The following is a 14582-nucleotide window of genomic DNA, read 5'->3' on the forward strand; positions in this document are numbered from 1 at the left end:
GTGCACGGAGACTTCACCCGCTGGACGTTCGACCCGCGCGACGGCTACCGCCAGGTGCTGTTGCAGCAGGGCCGGATGCTGCTCGACGCCGAGTGGAACGAGCAGACGAAGATCACCGCCTGGCACGACGAGGAGCGGACCCGCGACATCGTCGGCGCGGCCGGCGGGCCCCTCGACGGGGCCGGCTTCGCCGTGGTCGACACCGCCGGCGCCAGCCCCACTGCGACCGCGTGGGCGGACCTGCGGATCACCCCCGGCCGCTACTACGTGGACGGTGTGCTTGTCGACGCCGCCGCGCCGGCCGGCGGCGGAGCCGGACACAAGCTCGCCGACCAGCCCCACCTGCCCAAGATCGGCGACTTGCCCGGGCTGCCCGAGCCCGCCGCCGACGGCCGGTACGCCGTCCTGCTCGACGTCGCCGACCAGCACGTCACCGCCGACCAGGCGCCCCGGCTACGGGAGGCCGCCCTGGGTGGCCCGGACACCACCACCCGGGCCCGGACGGTCTGGCAGGTCCGGCTGGTCCCGGTGCCCGCCGGCACGGCCTGCGCCGACGTGGTCGACCCGGTGTGGGGCGACCGGACCGCCCCGACCATGACCGCCGCGCTGCGCGAGGTGGACCCGACCGCCGATCCGTGCCGGCTCAGCGGCTCGGGCGGCTACCGGCGGCTGGAGAACCAGCTCTACCGGGTCCAGGTGCACGACGTGGCCGGCGACGGCACCGCCCGCTACGTCTGGTCGCGGGAGAACGGCAGCGTGGTGGCCCGGCTGACCGCCATCGGCCCGCCCTCCGCGGCCGCCGCGGCGGCCGGGATGGACGCCGAGCTGAGCCTGGACCGGGTCGGCCGGGACGAGGAGCTGTCCTTCCGGGAGGGTGACCTCGTCGAGGTGACCAGCCCCGACCGGGAGCTGCACGGCCGGCCCGGCCACCTGGCCACCGCCGGGGCCCCGGACGGGACGGCTCTGCCCGTGACGTGGGCCGCCGGCGCCCCGGCCAGCCTCGCGGCGCTCGGCCGCACCCCGATCGTCCGCCGCTGGGACGGCCCGGCCCAGGTCGCCAACGCCAGCCCCGACGAGCTGGACGACGCCGGCATCGAGGTGCGCTTCGGTGCCGGTGACTTCCGAATCGGCGACCACTGGCTCATCCCGGCCCGCACGGTCCGCCTCGTCTACGGCGTCAGCGCCCTCTCCGGCACCATCGACTGGCCCACCGACGACCTCGGCAACGCCCTGGCCCGCCCGCCGCTGGGGCCCGTGCACCACGTCGCGGTGCTCGGCATCCTGCGCCGCAGCAGCGTCGGGGGCGCCGGCCGGTGGGCGCTCGACGAGGACTGCCGCCGGCTCACCCCGCCGCTGACCGACCTGGTCACCCTCGACCTGCTCGGCGGCGACGGGCAGCAGGCCCCGCCCGGCCAGCCGCTGCCCGAGCCGGTGCGGGTGGTGGTCCGCAACGGCGGCCGCCCGGTGCACCACGCCCGGGTCCGGTTCACCGCCGTCGACGGGCACCTGGCCACCGGCGTACCCACCGCCGCCGACCCCGCCCAGGTGATCCTCGAGACCGACGCCCGCGGCCAGATCGACGTGCGGTGGCTGCTGCCCAGCACCGGCCCGACCACCCGGGTGCTCACCGCGGTCCGGCTCGACGACGCCGACGCCCCGGTCGACGCCGAGGTGCGGGTCACCGGCCGCCGCGACGAGGGCGGCACCGTCTGCCTGGTGGTCCGTCCCGAGACCGACCTGGTGCAGCTGTTCGCCGACCTGTCCGGCGTCACCGCGCTGGCGCTCTGCCTGACCGCGGGGGAGTGGAGGCTGGACAAGCCGGCCGCGCTCTCCGGGGTGTCCTGTGTACTGGTCACCGGGGTCGGCTCCGCGACCCGGATCGTCTCCGCCGCCGAGTCGGCGCTGCGCTTCACCGACTGTGGCGAGGTGCAGGTCCGCGACCTGGCCGTGGCGGCCGTGCCGGCCGAGAACGACCAGCGCAACGGCGCACTCGACGTGCGGCGCACCGGCCTGGTCCTCGTCGAACGGGTCCAGGCCGAGATCGGCGACGCCCCGGCCGCCGTGGCGAGCGGGATCACCGTGCGCGGCGACGACACCGAGGGCGGCCGGCCGGTGGAGCGGGCCGTGGTCCGCGACTGCCGGGTCGAGACGGGCCACGCGCAGACCGGCGTGCTGGTGCTGGACAGCCGGCGCACCGACGTGACCGGCTGCGACGTGCTGGCCACCGCCGACCCGGGCGCCGACCCGGAGAAGCGGTTCCTCGACTGGCTGAGCGACCCCCGCTTCGCCCGGCGGATCGCCCGGCGGGCCGTGCACCCGCTGCTCGCCGGGGAGGACGGGCTCGGCCTGCGGCGCGGCTGGTCGTCGCTCGTGGAGACCCGCAACCTGCGGTTCGGCTCCGAGATCGACGACTCGAAGGGCTGGACCGCGTACCTCGGCGACCAGGAGGTCAGGACCGTCGAGGAACTGCAGGGCGTGGTCCGCGACGACCTGGTCCGGCACAACCCGGACTCCCGGTTCTTCGACGAGCGGACCCGGTTCGCCGCCTGGCTGCGCCGGGTCGCCGAGGAGTTCGCCACGGAGGCCACGGCCACCGCCGGCATCACCGTGGGCGGGACCACCGCCGCTGACGTCCGGGTGCGCGACAACACCGTCGCGGGCGCGCTCACCGGCATCAGCGTCGCCCTGGGCGACCCCGACGAGCAGCGCGAGACGGTACGCCGGGCGTGGATCACCGGCAACACGGTAGCGCCGCCGGCACGGGCCGCGACCGCCTTCCTGCACCAGGGCGTGTACGTCGGCGACTGCCACCGCCTCGACGTCTCGTCCAACGTGGTCGACCTGGCCGACGGCAAACCCGGGTACCCGATCCAGGGCCTGCTCTGCGCCGGCCGGCTCGGCCCGCACGCGGTCGCCGCCGCGAACACCTTCGACGGCACAGTGCTCGGCATCCGGGTGGTTCCCGGCCCGGCGGGCTCGCCCGCGCTGTGGGTGGCGCGCGACAATGTCTGCACCACCGGCCCGGCGCTGGTCGACGGCACCGGGTCGTGGCGCGACGAGGGGAACGTCAGCGGATGAGGGTGGCGGAGGCGGCCCAGCCGTCCCGGTCGGCCGGGCGGGACGAGCCCGAGCGCGCCCGCCCGGCGGGGGAGCGGCCGGCCGAGCGGTCGAGCCGACCGGCCCGCAGCACCCACAGCGTCGCCCGCATTCCGGTGCACGCCCCGCCCGACCCGGCCGCCGAACACGACGCTCACGCCACGGCCGCCCGCCTCGTCGCCGCCCGACCCGCCCGCGCCACCGCCGCCCGACCCATCCACGCCACCGCCGCGCGACCCGCCCGCGCCACCGCCGCCCGACCCACGCCCCCGCCGGCCCCGGCCCGGTCGGCCCGGCCGGCCGCCCGGCTCGCCACCGTGCCCGACCCCCGGCTGGGCGCCGGCCGGCCGCTGACCGGCGCCGAACGCGCCCGCTACGAGCCGGCGCTCGGCATGGACCTGACCGGGGTGCGCCTGCACGACGGCCTCGCCGCGAAGCTCGCCGCCCGGGAGCGGCGGGCGCACGCCTTCACGTACGGCAACCACGTGGTCCTCGGCGCCGGGGCCGGGCCGGGCCGGGACCTGGTGCTCGCCCACGAGCTGGCCCACGTCCGCCAGCAGGCCCGCCCCGCGTCCGCCCCGGCCACCGAGCATCCCGGTCGCGGCCCACCGGCCGCCCCGGTCCGGTCCGCGCCGCTCGGCGTGCAGTGCTTCGCGCTCGCCGACACCCCCGTGGGCCGGTTCGTCTCCGACACCGCGAGCGACGCCGCCGCCGTGGGCCGTGGCGCGCTCGACACCGCCCTCGACGTGGGCGGGGAGATCGCCGGGACCGCCCTGGAGGCGGCCTCCGCGGTCGTCGACCGGCTCGCGCCCGGCCTGCTGGAGTTCCTCCGCGGCGGCGCGCTGGTCCGGCTGCGGGAGCTGCTCTGCACCGGCGTCAACGCGCTGCTCGGCCGGCTGCTCGCCGGCCTCGCCGACCTCGACCCGATGTCCGCCATCGAGTCGACCTTCACCGGGCTCGCCCAGGGCGTCCGCGACGTCCAGGCCCGCCTCGGCGGCGCCGCCCGGTCGACCGTCGGCGCCCTGCTGCGCCCCGTGGTGGCCGCCCTGCAGGAGTGGGACGGCCCGATCATCCGCAACCTCCGGGCCGCCGCGGACACCGTCAACCAGCTGTTCACCGGCCTCTGGGACCACCTCGCAGTCCCGGCGCTGGACCTGCTCGGCGCGGCCGGCGGCGCGGTCTGGGAGTCGTTCACCCGGCTGGGCGGCTGGCTCTGGGACCTCACCGCGCCCATCCGGGCCGGCGCGTCGTACGCCTGGGACTGGCTCAGCACCCAGTTCGGGCTGGCCTGGGACAGCACCGAGGGCGCCCGCAGCTGGCTCGGCAACCTCGCGAACTCGGCCTGGGAGACCCTGCGCGCCACCCTCGCGCCGATCCGTACCCCGCTCATGGTGGTCGGCGGCATCCTGGTCCTGCTCTCCCCGCTCGGCCCCGTGGTGGTCCTCACGCAGGTCCTCCCACCACTGTGGGACGGCCTGACCTGGCTCTGGGAGAACTGGAACACCCGCGAGATCCTCGTCGCCGCCCGGCAGGTGCTCCAGGAGCGCATCCTGCCCACCGTGATCGGGGCGATCACCGGCGCGGCGGGCACCCTCGCCGCCGCGGCGGCCTGGCTCGCCGACGTGGCCGGGCAGGTCGGCACCGCGATGGGCGGCGTACTCGGCGCGTTCGGCGCGAGCACCTGCCTCACCGCGCTGTCCACGCTGCTCACCGGCGTGGCCAACCAGTTCACCCGGATGGCCGCCTGGGCGCGCGGCGGATTCAGCGGCCTTACCGAGGCCCTGCACGCCGTCTTCGACGCGCTGGTCGCCATCTTCCAGCCCATCCTGGACTTCCTGATCCGGCTGGCCGTGGTGGTGGCCAACCCGCTCATGCTGCCGGTCGTCATCGGCGCGGTGATCTGGCTGCTCTGCCCCGACGACCTCAAGCCACCCGTGATCAACTTCGTGCTCGACCTGCTGATCGTGGCGATCGGCGCGCTGCCCACCCTGCTCACCGGCCTCGGCCCGCTCGGCGCGCTGCTACGCGAGGGCGTGGTCGGCTTCCTCACCCAGCTCCGGTACGGCGAGCGGATCGGCGACCAGCAGCGCATCGATGCCAGCAACAAGATCGCCAACCTGGCCGCCGGCGGGGGACTGTCCTTCGTGGCCGGCATGGCGTGGGGCATCGTGCAGGGCGTTGTCGACGGCATCATCGACCCGTTCCGGCTGCTGTTCATGCTGGCCCAGCTCCTGGTGGCCGCCGCCCGGGCGGTGGCCCGGGTCGTCCAGTCGTACGCCCCGGGTCTGCCCCTGGTCCGGGGCCCGCCGGCCGCCGCCGGCCCGACCCCCGGTGCCGGACCGACGCTGAGCCCGGCCGCTCCGGCGGCAGCGCCCGCTGCGGCGGGCCTCGCACCCGTCACCGCCGCCGGACCGCCGGTGTCGGCGTCGGCCGCCACGGCGACCGGCGCCGGCACGGGGGCGACCTCGGCCGCGCTGTCGGCCCCCGCCGCGGCGGCCGGCCCCATCGCCACCGCCGCCGGCCCGACCGCCACCGGGCCGGCGGCTTCCGGGGTGGGCGCCGCGGCGGCGGAGCCGGCGGTGGTGCCCGGGGAACCGACGGACGCGCAGATCGTCGCGGCTCTGCCGGCCGGCGCCCTGGCGCAGGCGGCGGCCGGCGCGGTGGAGACCGATGTGGACCCCGCCACGCTGGAAACCGACATGCGCGGCGAGGTGCAGAGCGAGGGCGCCACGGTGGGCGGGCTCGCGCAGCTCCTCGGTGACGCCTGGGCGGCCATGGTGGCCGGCGCCCAGTCGCTCGGCGCCCGGGCCGCCGACGCGCTGCTGGAATTCATCATGCTGCCCGACTTCGAGCTGGGCCGGAAGATCGGCTTCGTGGCCGGGTTCCTGCTGCTCCAGGCCGCCATCATCTACTTCAGCGCCGGCAACTACGCCGCCCTCAAGGCCGTCGAGCCGGGGCTGCGCACCCTGCTGGTCTACCTGCTGCGCTTCCTCGACCTGGGCGGCGAGCTGCTCGGCGTGCTGGGCCGGGCGCTGCGCCCGCTGCGGGGGCCGCTGCTGCGCGGCATCGGCGCGGCGCGCGGCTTCCTCAGCCGGTTCCGTTTCGCCGCCGGCCTCCTCGAACGGGTCGAGGGGCTGGCCGGGCGGATGCTCGGCCTGGGCGACGAGGCGGCCCTCGCCGCGAGCCGGGCCGCGCAGGGCGCCGAGGCGGGCGCGTCGCGCACCGCCCGGGAGGCGGTCGAGGCGGGCGTGGCCCGGGAGGGCGCGGCGACCGGCGCGTCCCGCACCGGCCGGGAAGCCGCCGAGGCGGGCGCCGCCCGCGAGGCCACCGAGGCCGGTACGGCGCGGGCCGGCCGGGAAGGTGCCGAGGGAGCGGCCACCCGGGAGGCCGACGAGCTGGGCGAGGGAGCGGTCCGCGCCGCCGACGAACCGGGCACCCCCACCTTGGCCGATGACGCGGCCAAGGCGGCCCAGTACCCGGAGGCCGTGGCCGAGGCCCGGGCCATCGAGGCCGCCAACGACGCGGTCGACAGCCCGGTGCCGGTGCTGCTCGCCTCGCTGATGGTGCTCAAGCGCCGGTACCGCTGGATCGAGACGTTCGCCGCCACCCCGGTCGGCCCCGGGGTGTACGAGGTCGAGATGATCGCCAGCCGCACCTCGCTGGGTCGCTACACCACCGGTGGTGCGCCGCACCTGCCCGGGGCGCGCAGCCCGCACGCGGCGGAGATCGACCGGCTGATGGCCGAGGCCGAGGGGCTCGGGCAGCGGCTCAGCCGGGAGGAACTGGAACGCGCGGCGGCGGCCGACCCGGAGGGCTTCGCGCAGTTGGCCGACCGGGTGCGGCAGGAGATGGCCGAGCGGGCCGGCGGGCGCACCGGTGTGGCCGCCCAGGCGGACGCCGAACTCGCCGGGGCGGGCGAGCACTTCGGGCCCGGCCATCAGGGCCCCGGCCGACCGCGTCCGGACCTCGCCGTGGCGGAGAGCCACGCGGTCGCCCGGGAGGCCGGGGTGCCCGAGGCGATCCTTGGCGACGCCACCCCGATGACCCGGGCCGACTTCGAGAGCGCGCTGCCCACCAGCGCGCCGGTGCCGTCCCGGGCGGCCCCCGCCGCGATCCCGATCCGCGACGCGTCCGGGCAGTTCACCAGCCGTGGCGTGGGACGCAGCAGCGTCCAGAACATCGACGTACGGCACGACATCGAGCTGCTGGAGGCGGCCGGCGCCAGCGACTTCCGGATCAACCAGACCCAGGTCGACGTCAGCGACAGCTTCCGGCTCGGCACCAACCGCCCCGACGTGCAGGCGACCTTGAACGGCCGGCGGATCCACATCGAGTACGACCGGGCGCCCGGCGACCGGGCGATGGAGCACGCGCGGCGGATCCTCAGCAACGACCCGGACGCGATCGTCCTGCTGAAGATCGTGGATTTCTGACCCGGCTGCCACCGGATCATGAGGAGGGGACCGTCCGGGTAGCCTCCTGCCATGATCGAAAGTGCGAAGGTCGCGGTCGTCGGCGTGGGCAACAACACCTCGGCGCTGGTGCAGGGCCTCAACTTCTACCGCCGCACCGGCAGCCTGGTCGGCGTCCACCGCGCCGAGCTGGCGGGACTGGGCGTCGGGGACGTGGACGTCGTCGCGGCGTTCGCCATCTCCGAGGGCAAGGTGGGCCGGGACCTGCACGAGGCGATCTTCGTGCCGCCCAACAACTTCCGGCTCGACGCGGACCTGCCGCCGTCGGGCGTGACGGTGCAGCGCGGTCTCGTGGACGCGACGGAGGTCGAGAGGGTGGCGCAGGCGCTGAAGGGCGCCGAGGTGCTGCTCTACTCCGCGCCGAGCGGCCGGCCGGAGACCGCCCGCGCCTACGCCGAGGCGGCGCTGCTGGCCGGGGTGGCGTTCGTCAACACCACGTCGGACGCGGTGGCCCGGCAGCCGTCCATGCTCGAACGGTTCGAGGCGGCCGGCCTGCCGCTGCTCGGCGACGACCTGGCCAGCCAGTTCGGCAGCTCCGTGGTGCATCACGCGCTGCTGCGCCTGCTGGAGGAGCGCGGCCTCACCCTGGTCAGCTCCTACCAGGTCAATCTGGGCGGCACGGAGGACTTCCGCAACCTGGTCGAGAACCCCAACACCAAGCAGCAGTCCAAGGCCAACGCCGTGGGATCCGACAAGGTCGCGATGGCTCCCCTCGGCTACCTTCCGCACCTGGGCTCCCAGAAGATCGCCCACCTGAACGTCGAGGCGCAGGGCTGGGGCGGTGCGGCGGTGAGCCTGGACGTGCGGCTGAAGGTGCACGACCCGAGCGGCGCGGCCGGCGTCAACATCGACTTGGTGCGCATGGCCGCCGCGGCTCTGCGTTCGGGTCGCGGCGGCTACCTGCCCGAGGTGGCGACACTGCTGAAGTCTCCGCCGGGGACGGCGATCTGAGACCGGCAGGGGAGGGACGTCACCGGACGGCCCTGCCGTAGCGGGTGAGGACCGCCGCGCCGACCCGCTCGACCGAGACGGTTTCCAGGTCGGCCGGCGGGCCGCCGGCGGGGAAGAGGCGCTCGCCGGTGCCCAGGACGGCAGGGAAGGTGAGCAGCCGGTACTCGTCGACCAGGTCCTCGGTCCGCAGCGCGCGCACCACGCTGAGGCTGCCGGTGACGATGACGTCCCGCTGTTCCCGCTTCACGGCGTCGATGAGGTCGCCGTCGACGAGGCGGGAGTTCGCCCAGGCCGAGGTGTCGGTCAGCGAACGGGAGGCCACCAGCTTGGGCACCGCGTTCATGCGGGCGGAGAAGGGGTCGTCGCGTCCCGGCCAGAGCCGGGAGAACAACTGCCAGGTGGTGCGGCCCAGCAGCAGGACCCCGTCGTCCAGCGTGCGGCCGAGGCGGAACTTGTCTCCAGCGACGCTCTCGGGGCCGTACCGGAATGCCCAGCCGCCGGTCGGCGTGGCCGCGGAGCCGTCGGGATCGGACACGATCCCGTCCAGGGTGATGAACTCGATGACGATGACGCTCACGGCGGAAGTCCCTTCGGTCGACACTCACCGGTACCTACCGGCGGCGCCGGCCGGACTCATCGCGACGGGCGAAACTCGTCGGGAAAAATCAGCGTGGGCAGGTCGAACGCGGTGAGCGCGGCCGGGTCGGCGAACACGACGTTGCGCGCGACGAGACCCCCGGCGACCGTGAGGACCTGCAACGTGTGCAACTGGTGCCCGCCGCCGGGCTGCGGCGCGTACGCGGCGAGCGCGGGTTGCCCGTTGGCGGTGAGCCGGGTCATCACCCAGCCCGTCCCGCGCATCCGGAAGACCCGGTCCATGAACCGGCCGTAGTCGCGGCTGCCGTCGTACCACAACGGCACCGGCGGCATCTCCAGGACGGCGTCATCGGTCAGCAGCCGCACGAGCGCCGGTACGTCCGCCGCCTCGAACGCGCGGACGTACCGGTCGATCACCGCCCGCACCCGCGGGTCGTCCGGCTCGGTGACCTCGTCCACGTCGCCGACCTCGGCGAGGGTGGCGCGGGCGCGTTGCAGCGCGCTGTTGATCGCCGGGACCGTGCTCCTCAGCTGCGTGGCGACCTCGGCGGCGCTGAACTCCAGCACCTCGCGCAGCAGCAGCACGGCCCGCTGGCGGGCCGACAGGGTCTGCATTGCCGCCACCAGCGCGAGCCGGAGCCCCGCCCGGACGTCGACGTCGACGTCGACCCGCGCGTCGGGAAACGGCTGCAGCCAGGGGATGTCCCGCGCCGGCATGAGCGGCGCGCCGGGGTCGCGGCTGGGCGCGCCCAGCCCCGACGGCAACGGCCGCCGGGCACGTCCCTCCAGGGCGGTCAGGCACACGTTGGTGGCGATGCGGTACAGCCAGGTCCGAACCGACGCGCGGGCGTCGTCGTACCGGTCGCGGGCCTTCCAGGCCCGCAGCATCGTCTCCTGCACCAGATCCTCGGCCTCGTGGAACGAGCCCACCATCCGGTAGCAGTAGGCGATCAACTCACCCCGGTAGGTCTCGAACTCCACCCGCCCATCCTGGCAGAGCCGGTGTCACCCGCCGAGAACGGTCATCCGGCGGCCTGCTGCCGGGCGCGGTCCCGCAGCGGGGCGAGGGCGGCGGTCCAGTGCACCAGCTCGTCGAGCATGGCCTTGGCGCTGGCGTCCATGGTCTCGTTGGGGCGCAGCGCGCCGTCGTCGTCGATGAACTGGGCGACGAACGGGATGTGCACGGCCTCGGGGATCGGGGTCATCTTCAACGTGGTCAGCACCTGCTTGATCATTTGTGCGGCGCGGGTGCCGGCGCTGACGCCGCCGTAGCTGACCAGGCCGACCGGCTTGTACGCCCACTCGTGCGCGAGGTAGTCGATCGCGTTCTTGAGCGGGGCCGTGTAGCCGAAGTTGTACTCGGGCATGACGATCAGGAACGCGTCGGCCCGGTCGATCGTGGCGCTCCAGTCGCGGGTGTGCTGGTGGACGTAGCGGCGCAGGCGCGGGTGGTTCGGCTCGTCCATGAACGGCAGGTTCCACTCGGCGAGGTCGACGAGTTCCACCCCACGGGCGTGCCCGGCGCTTGACGGTATCCGCGCCCGGGCCGTCCCGCGAGCCGCATCGTTGAACAGACAGTGCGAACAGTTATGCGCGCCGTGGTACTACGGGAATTCGGTGCTCCGTTGACGGTCGACGAGATCGACCGGCCGACCGCTGGTGCCGGTCAGGTGCTGGTGCGGGTCGTGGCCAGTGGCGTCAACCCTCTGGACACCAAGATCCAGGCGGGGGCGGCTCCGCATGCCCGCGTCCAACCGCCGGCGGTGCTCGGTCTGGACCTCGCCGGCGTTGTCGACGCGGTGGGTCCCGGGGTCACCGGCTTCGAGCCGGGCGACGAGGTGTACGGGCTCACCGGCGGCGTCGGTGAACTGCAGGGCTCGCTGGCCGAGTACGCCGCCGTGGATGCCCGGCTGCTGGCGCGCAAGCCGCGCACGCTCTCCATGCGTCAGGCGGCCGCGCTGCCGCTGGCCGTGATCACCTCGTGGGAGGGGCTCATCGACCGGGCCGGGGTCCACGCTGGGCAGAAGGTGCTGGTGCAGGGCGGCGCCGGCGGTGTCGGGCACGTGGCCATCCAACTCGCCCGGTCCCGGGGCGCCGAGGTGTACGCGACGGGCGCCCCGTCGAGCATGCGGGTGATCGAGGAGATGGGCGCGGTGCCGATCGACTACACCACGACCGGCGTGGACGAGTACGTGGCAAGGTACACGGCGGGTCAGGGCTTCGACATCGTCGCCGACAACGTGGGTGGCGCCACGCTCGACGCGTCGTTCGCGGCGGTGCGCACATACCGCGGGCACGTCGTCAGCGCACTGGGCTGGGGATCCCACTCGCTCGCGCCGCTGTCGTTCCGTGGCGCGACGTACTCCGGGGTGTTCACCCTGCTGCCCATGCTGACCGGAGCGGGCCGCGAGCACCACGGCGAGATCCTGCGTGAGGCTGCGGCGCTGGCCGACGCAGGCGCACTGCGTCCACGACTCGACGCGCGCCAATTCACCCTCGACACGGTGACGGACGCGCACAACGTGGTCGCCGGCGCCACCGCGGCCGGCAAGGTCGTCGTCGACGTCGGAAGCTGACTGGGCTTTCCCGCGCAGGTAGGTCTCGGCCAACTGGCGAAGGCGTGTCCTGTCGAAGCTGTGCCCGTGGCCGGGACGGACGACGGACACGTCGAGGTCCGCGAGGAAGTCCATGCTTCGCTGGAAGGCGGCCACGTCGGAGTTCGGCAGGTTGTCGATCAAGGCGCCGTTGTAGATGACGTCGCCGGAATACCGGGTCCCGGTGCGCTCCTCGGGCAGGGCGATGCTTCCCGGTGTGTGGCCGGGAAGGTGCAGCACGGTCAGTATCCGCTCCGCGCCGTGCAGGCCCGCCGGCACACCCGCCCACCCCGCCTCGGCGGGGTGGGCGGCCCGGTCGCCGAACTCGGGTGCCCCACCGACATGATCCAGGTGCGCGTGGCTGAGCAGGACCATCGGATCGCGCTCGAACATGCCCGGAATCGCCTCCCGCAAGGCGACGACACCGAGCCCGGCGTCGACCACGATGTCGCGATCGTTGCCGCGCAACCACCAGAAGTTGGCTGATGTCCAGGACTGGTGGGTGTGGACCGTCCCCGACGCCAACAAGATTATCCGGCGGCGTGTTGCCGGGCGCGGTCCCGCAGCGGGGCGAGGGCGGCGGTCCAGTGCACCAGCTCGTCGAGCATGGCCTTGGCGCTGGCGTCCATGGTCTCGTTGGGGCGCAGCGCGCCGTCGTCGTCGATGAACTGGGCGACGAACGGGATGTGCACGGCCTCGGGGATCGGGGTCATCTTCAACGTGGTCAGCACCTGCTTGATCATTTGTGCGGCGCGGGTGCCGGCGCTGACGCCGCCGTAGCTGACCAGGCCGACCGGCTTGTACGCCCACTCGTGCGCGAGGTAGTCGATCGCGTTCTTGAGCGGGGCCGTGTAGCCGAAGTTGTACTCGGGCATGACGATCAGGAACGCGTCGGCCCGGTCGATCGTGGCGCTCCAGTCGCGGGTGTGCTGGTGGACGTAGCGGCGCAGGCGCGGGTGGTTCGGCTCGTCCATGAACGGCAGGTTCCACTCGGCGAGGTCGACGAGTTCCACCTTGTCGAAGCCGCCGTGCTTGACGGCTACGGTGTTGATCCACTCGGCGACCGGCAGGCCGAGGCGGCCCGGCCGGGTGCTGGCAATGATGATCTGCAGGGTAGACATGCCGCGCTTCCTCGAAGTTGATGACGTATCAGCAACCTAGTCCCACGATGCTGACGTGTCAGCAATTCGCCGTAGACTGTGACGCATGACCCAACCGCGGTGGCTGAACCCCGAGGAACAACGCCTGTGGCTGGCCTTCCTGCGCATGCGGCGCGCGCTCGACGCGGCCATCGACGGTCAGCTCGCCGAGGCCGGCCTGTCACCCGCCGACTACGACGTCCTGGCCCCGCTGTCCCAGAGCGGCGAAGCACTGCGGGTACGGGACCTGGCCGCCCGAATCGGCTGGGACCGCAGCCGCATCGCCCACCAGCTCCGGAGGATGGAACAGCGCGGGCTGGTCGCGCGGTCCGACAGCACCACCGACCGGCGGGGCACGATGGTCCACCTCACCGACCTCGGCCGAACGGCGATCACAACCGCCGCGCCGGGGCACGTCGAGACGGTCCGCCGGGTGCTGTTCGACCAGCTCGACCGGGACGACCTGACCCATCTCACCGACATCGCCGAGCGGGTGGCCGACGCCGCCGGACTCACCGGCATCTCCCGCACCGGCGGCCCGGCCCCGCGCGGCGCGGGCCAGGTGGGCCGCCAGGGAGTCGAACCCTGAACCTATGGATTGCCGGCGAGCGGGTCGGATCGGGTGCGGTACGAGGTGATCCGGGCTGCTGGCGTGCTTCTCGGTCCGGTTCGGCTGGCACGGTTGCTGTACTTCGCTGCTGTACTGCTGGCGTCAGAGCAGGCGCTGGATGCGGACCTTCGGTCGCTCGTTCTTGAGGTGGCCTTGCTTGTGCTGGCGGACCTGCTCGTCCCAGACCTCCTGGTCATAGTCCGGGTCCGGCGGGATCCACCTGTGGGAGCCGTCGTAGTGGAACTTCTCGTCGCCGGGTCGCAGGACGCTTATCGGGTCCCGCCGAGGAACCGGCGGTGCAGGTGACCGGCGGGGACGTGTGCCAGGTCCTGGGCGGCGTCGACGAGTTGGGCGGCCAAGTAGAGGGCCAGCGACACGGGAGCGCGGTCGTACGCCGCTCGCAGCTCCCGCCGCCGGGTCTCACAAGGCCAGTCGGTACCGCAGCCGCCGCAGGTCCAGGCCGGTGTCACCGGGAGGTGTGCCGTCATCGCGGCGCGTCCTGGCTCGGCCAGTGGCCGCGGTTGATCGGGATGGGATGACGGCTTCGGCATGGCAGGCCGCTCCCGCAACGGCAGATGCGCCGCCAGTGCTGCCATGACCAGACGGGCCGGTGCCGGCGTGCGAGGGTCAGCGCCGCCGCCAGGACGTACTCGTCGTAGGACACGCGCCGCCGGCTGTTGTTCTCGTCATCGTCTGGCACCTGCTCGCCAACAACCAGACCTACACCGACCTCGGCGCCGACTACTACACCCACCGAGACAACCCCGAGGCCCGCAAACACCGCCTGCTACGCCAACTACACGACCTCGGCTACCAAGCCGACCTCACCCCACTTGCCGCATAGCCCAACCCACCGCCCCTGGAGTTTCGTCTGAGCTCTGTGCGGATCGTCCGCGTTCGTTCGGGAACGATCGCCTACTCGGGAACGATCGCATGCTCGAACTGGCGTCTCTCGCTGGGCTTGCCTGCGCGTCGCCGTCTTGGCTGGTTGCTAACGAGAGCTACCGGGTCGGTTGCGGCAGACTCGGGTTCGGTAGCCGCTGGCGGGTGAGCACTCTCGGTTGCAGGACGCGTGGCAGTCCTATTGACAGATCGTGCCCCTGCCGGTGGTCGGGAGACGGTA

General features: G+C 73.9%; 12 protein-coding genes and 1 pseudogene. 7 read left to right on the top strand and 6 right to left on the bottom strand.

Going from position 1 to position 14582, the window contains the following annotated elements; all coding sequences use genetic code 11:
* From NFX44_RS32250 to NFX44_RS32260, 3 genes are read left to right on the top strand one after another with little or no spacing between them, the layout of a single operon-like run.
* The gene (locus NFX44_RS32250; protein ID WP_262287385.1) at window positions 1-3078 is read left to right on the top strand and encodes a DUF6519 domain-containing protein; all 3078 of its coding nucleotides are present in this window, start codon (window positions 1-3) and stop codon (window positions 3076-3078) included.
* On the top strand, window positions 3075-7529 hold the full coding sequence (locus NFX44_RS32255; protein ID WP_262287386.1) for a DUF4157 domain-containing protein: 4455 nt from the start codon (window positions 3075-3077) through the stop codon (window positions 7527-7529). The genes NFX44_RS32250 and NFX44_RS32255 overlap by 4 nt, the downstream gene beginning before the upstream one ends.
* A gap of 51 nt (window positions 7530-7580) precedes the next feature.
* The gene (locus NFX44_RS32260) at window positions 7581-8519 is read left to right on the top strand and encodes an inositol-3-phosphate synthase (protein ID WP_262287387.1); all 939 of its coding nucleotides are present in this window, start codon (window positions 7581-7583) and stop codon (window positions 8517-8519) included.
* 19 nt (window positions 8520-8538) lie between these two features.
* Here NFX44_RS32260 and NFX44_RS32265 read toward each other — a convergent pair whose 3' ends face one another.
* From NFX44_RS32265 to NFX44_RS32275, 3 genes are read right to left on the bottom strand one after another with little or no spacing between them, the layout of a single operon-like run.
* Entirely contained in the window at window positions 8539-9096 is a 558-nt protein-coding gene (locus NFX44_RS32265) for a dihydrofolate reductase family protein (protein WP_262287388.1), read from the bottom strand.
* Window positions 9097-9152: 56 nt separating this feature from the next.
* Entirely contained in the window at window positions 9153-10097 is a 945-nt protein-coding gene (locus NFX44_RS32270) for a sigma-70 family RNA polymerase sigma factor (protein WP_262287389.1), read from the bottom strand.
* Window positions 10098-10138: 41 nt separating this feature from the next.
* Entirely contained in the window at window positions 10139-10621 is a 483-nt protein-coding gene (locus tag NFX44_RS32275) for an NADPH-dependent FMN reductase (RefSeq protein ID WP_262287390.1), read from the bottom strand.
* 120 nt (window positions 10622-10741) lie between these two features.
* Here NFX44_RS32275 and NFX44_RS32280 point away from each other — a divergent pair, with 120 nt between their 5' ends.
* The gene (locus NFX44_RS32280) at window positions 10742-11692 is read left to right on the top strand and encodes a zinc-dependent alcohol dehydrogenase family protein (protein WP_262287391.1); all 951 of its coding nucleotides are present in this window, start codon (window positions 10742-10744) and stop codon (window positions 11690-11692) included.
* A gap of 345 nt (window positions 11693-12037) precedes the next feature.
* Here the strand turns inward: NFX44_RS32280 and NFX44_RS33405 are convergent.
* Together NFX44_RS33405 and NFX44_RS32290 are read right to left on the bottom strand one after the other, a co-directional pair.
* Window positions 12038-12154, bottom strand: a pseudogene (locus tag NFX44_RS33405) (hypothetical protein); the annotation flags it as partial.
* 86 nt (window positions 12155-12240) lie between these two features.
* The gene (locus tag NFX44_RS32290) at window positions 12241-12831 is read right to left on the bottom strand and encodes an NADPH-dependent FMN reductase (RefSeq protein ID WP_262287393.1); all 591 of its coding nucleotides are present in this window, start codon (window positions 12829-12831) and stop codon (window positions 12241-12243) included.
* An 85-nt stretch (window positions 12832-12916) separates the two neighbouring features.
* Here NFX44_RS32290 and NFX44_RS32295 point away from each other — a divergent pair, with 85 nt between their 5' ends.
* Both NFX44_RS32295 and NFX44_RS32300 read left to right on the top strand, forming a co-directional pair.
* Window positions 12917-13438, top strand: a complete 522-nt coding sequence (locus NFX44_RS32295; RefSeq protein ID WP_262287394.1) for a MarR family winged helix-turn-helix transcriptional regulator — start codon at window positions 12917-12919, stop codon at window positions 13436-13438.
* Window positions 13439-13471: 33 nt separating this feature from the next.
* A complete protein-coding gene (locus tag NFX44_RS32300; RefSeq protein WP_262287395.1) occupies window positions 13472-13765 on the top strand; it encodes a hypothetical protein in 294 nt (97 codons plus the stop codon).
* On the opposite strand, the gene NFX44_RS33320 is transcribed toward NFX44_RS32300, so the two are convergent.
* The gene (locus NFX44_RS33320) at window positions 13729-13947 is read right to left on the bottom strand and encodes a flavin reductase (RefSeq protein ID WP_315974658.1); all 219 of its coding nucleotides are present in this window, start codon (window positions 13945-13947) and stop codon (window positions 13729-13731) included. The genes NFX44_RS32300 and NFX44_RS33320 overlap by 37 nt on opposite strands.
* A gap of 122 nt (window positions 13948-14069) precedes the next feature.
* Here NFX44_RS33320 and NFX44_RS32305 point away from each other — a divergent pair, with 122 nt between their 5' ends.
* Window positions 14070-14303, top strand: a complete 234-nt coding sequence (locus NFX44_RS32305; RefSeq protein WP_262287396.1) for a hypothetical protein — start codon at window positions 14070-14072, stop codon at window positions 14301-14303.
* Window positions 14304-14582: the final 279 nt, after the last annotated feature.

Source organism: Micromonospora sp. MA102 (assembly GCF_025460765.1).
Lineage (GTDB): Bacteria > Actinomycetota > Actinomycetes > Mycobacteriales > Micromonosporaceae > Micromonospora > Micromonospora halotolerans.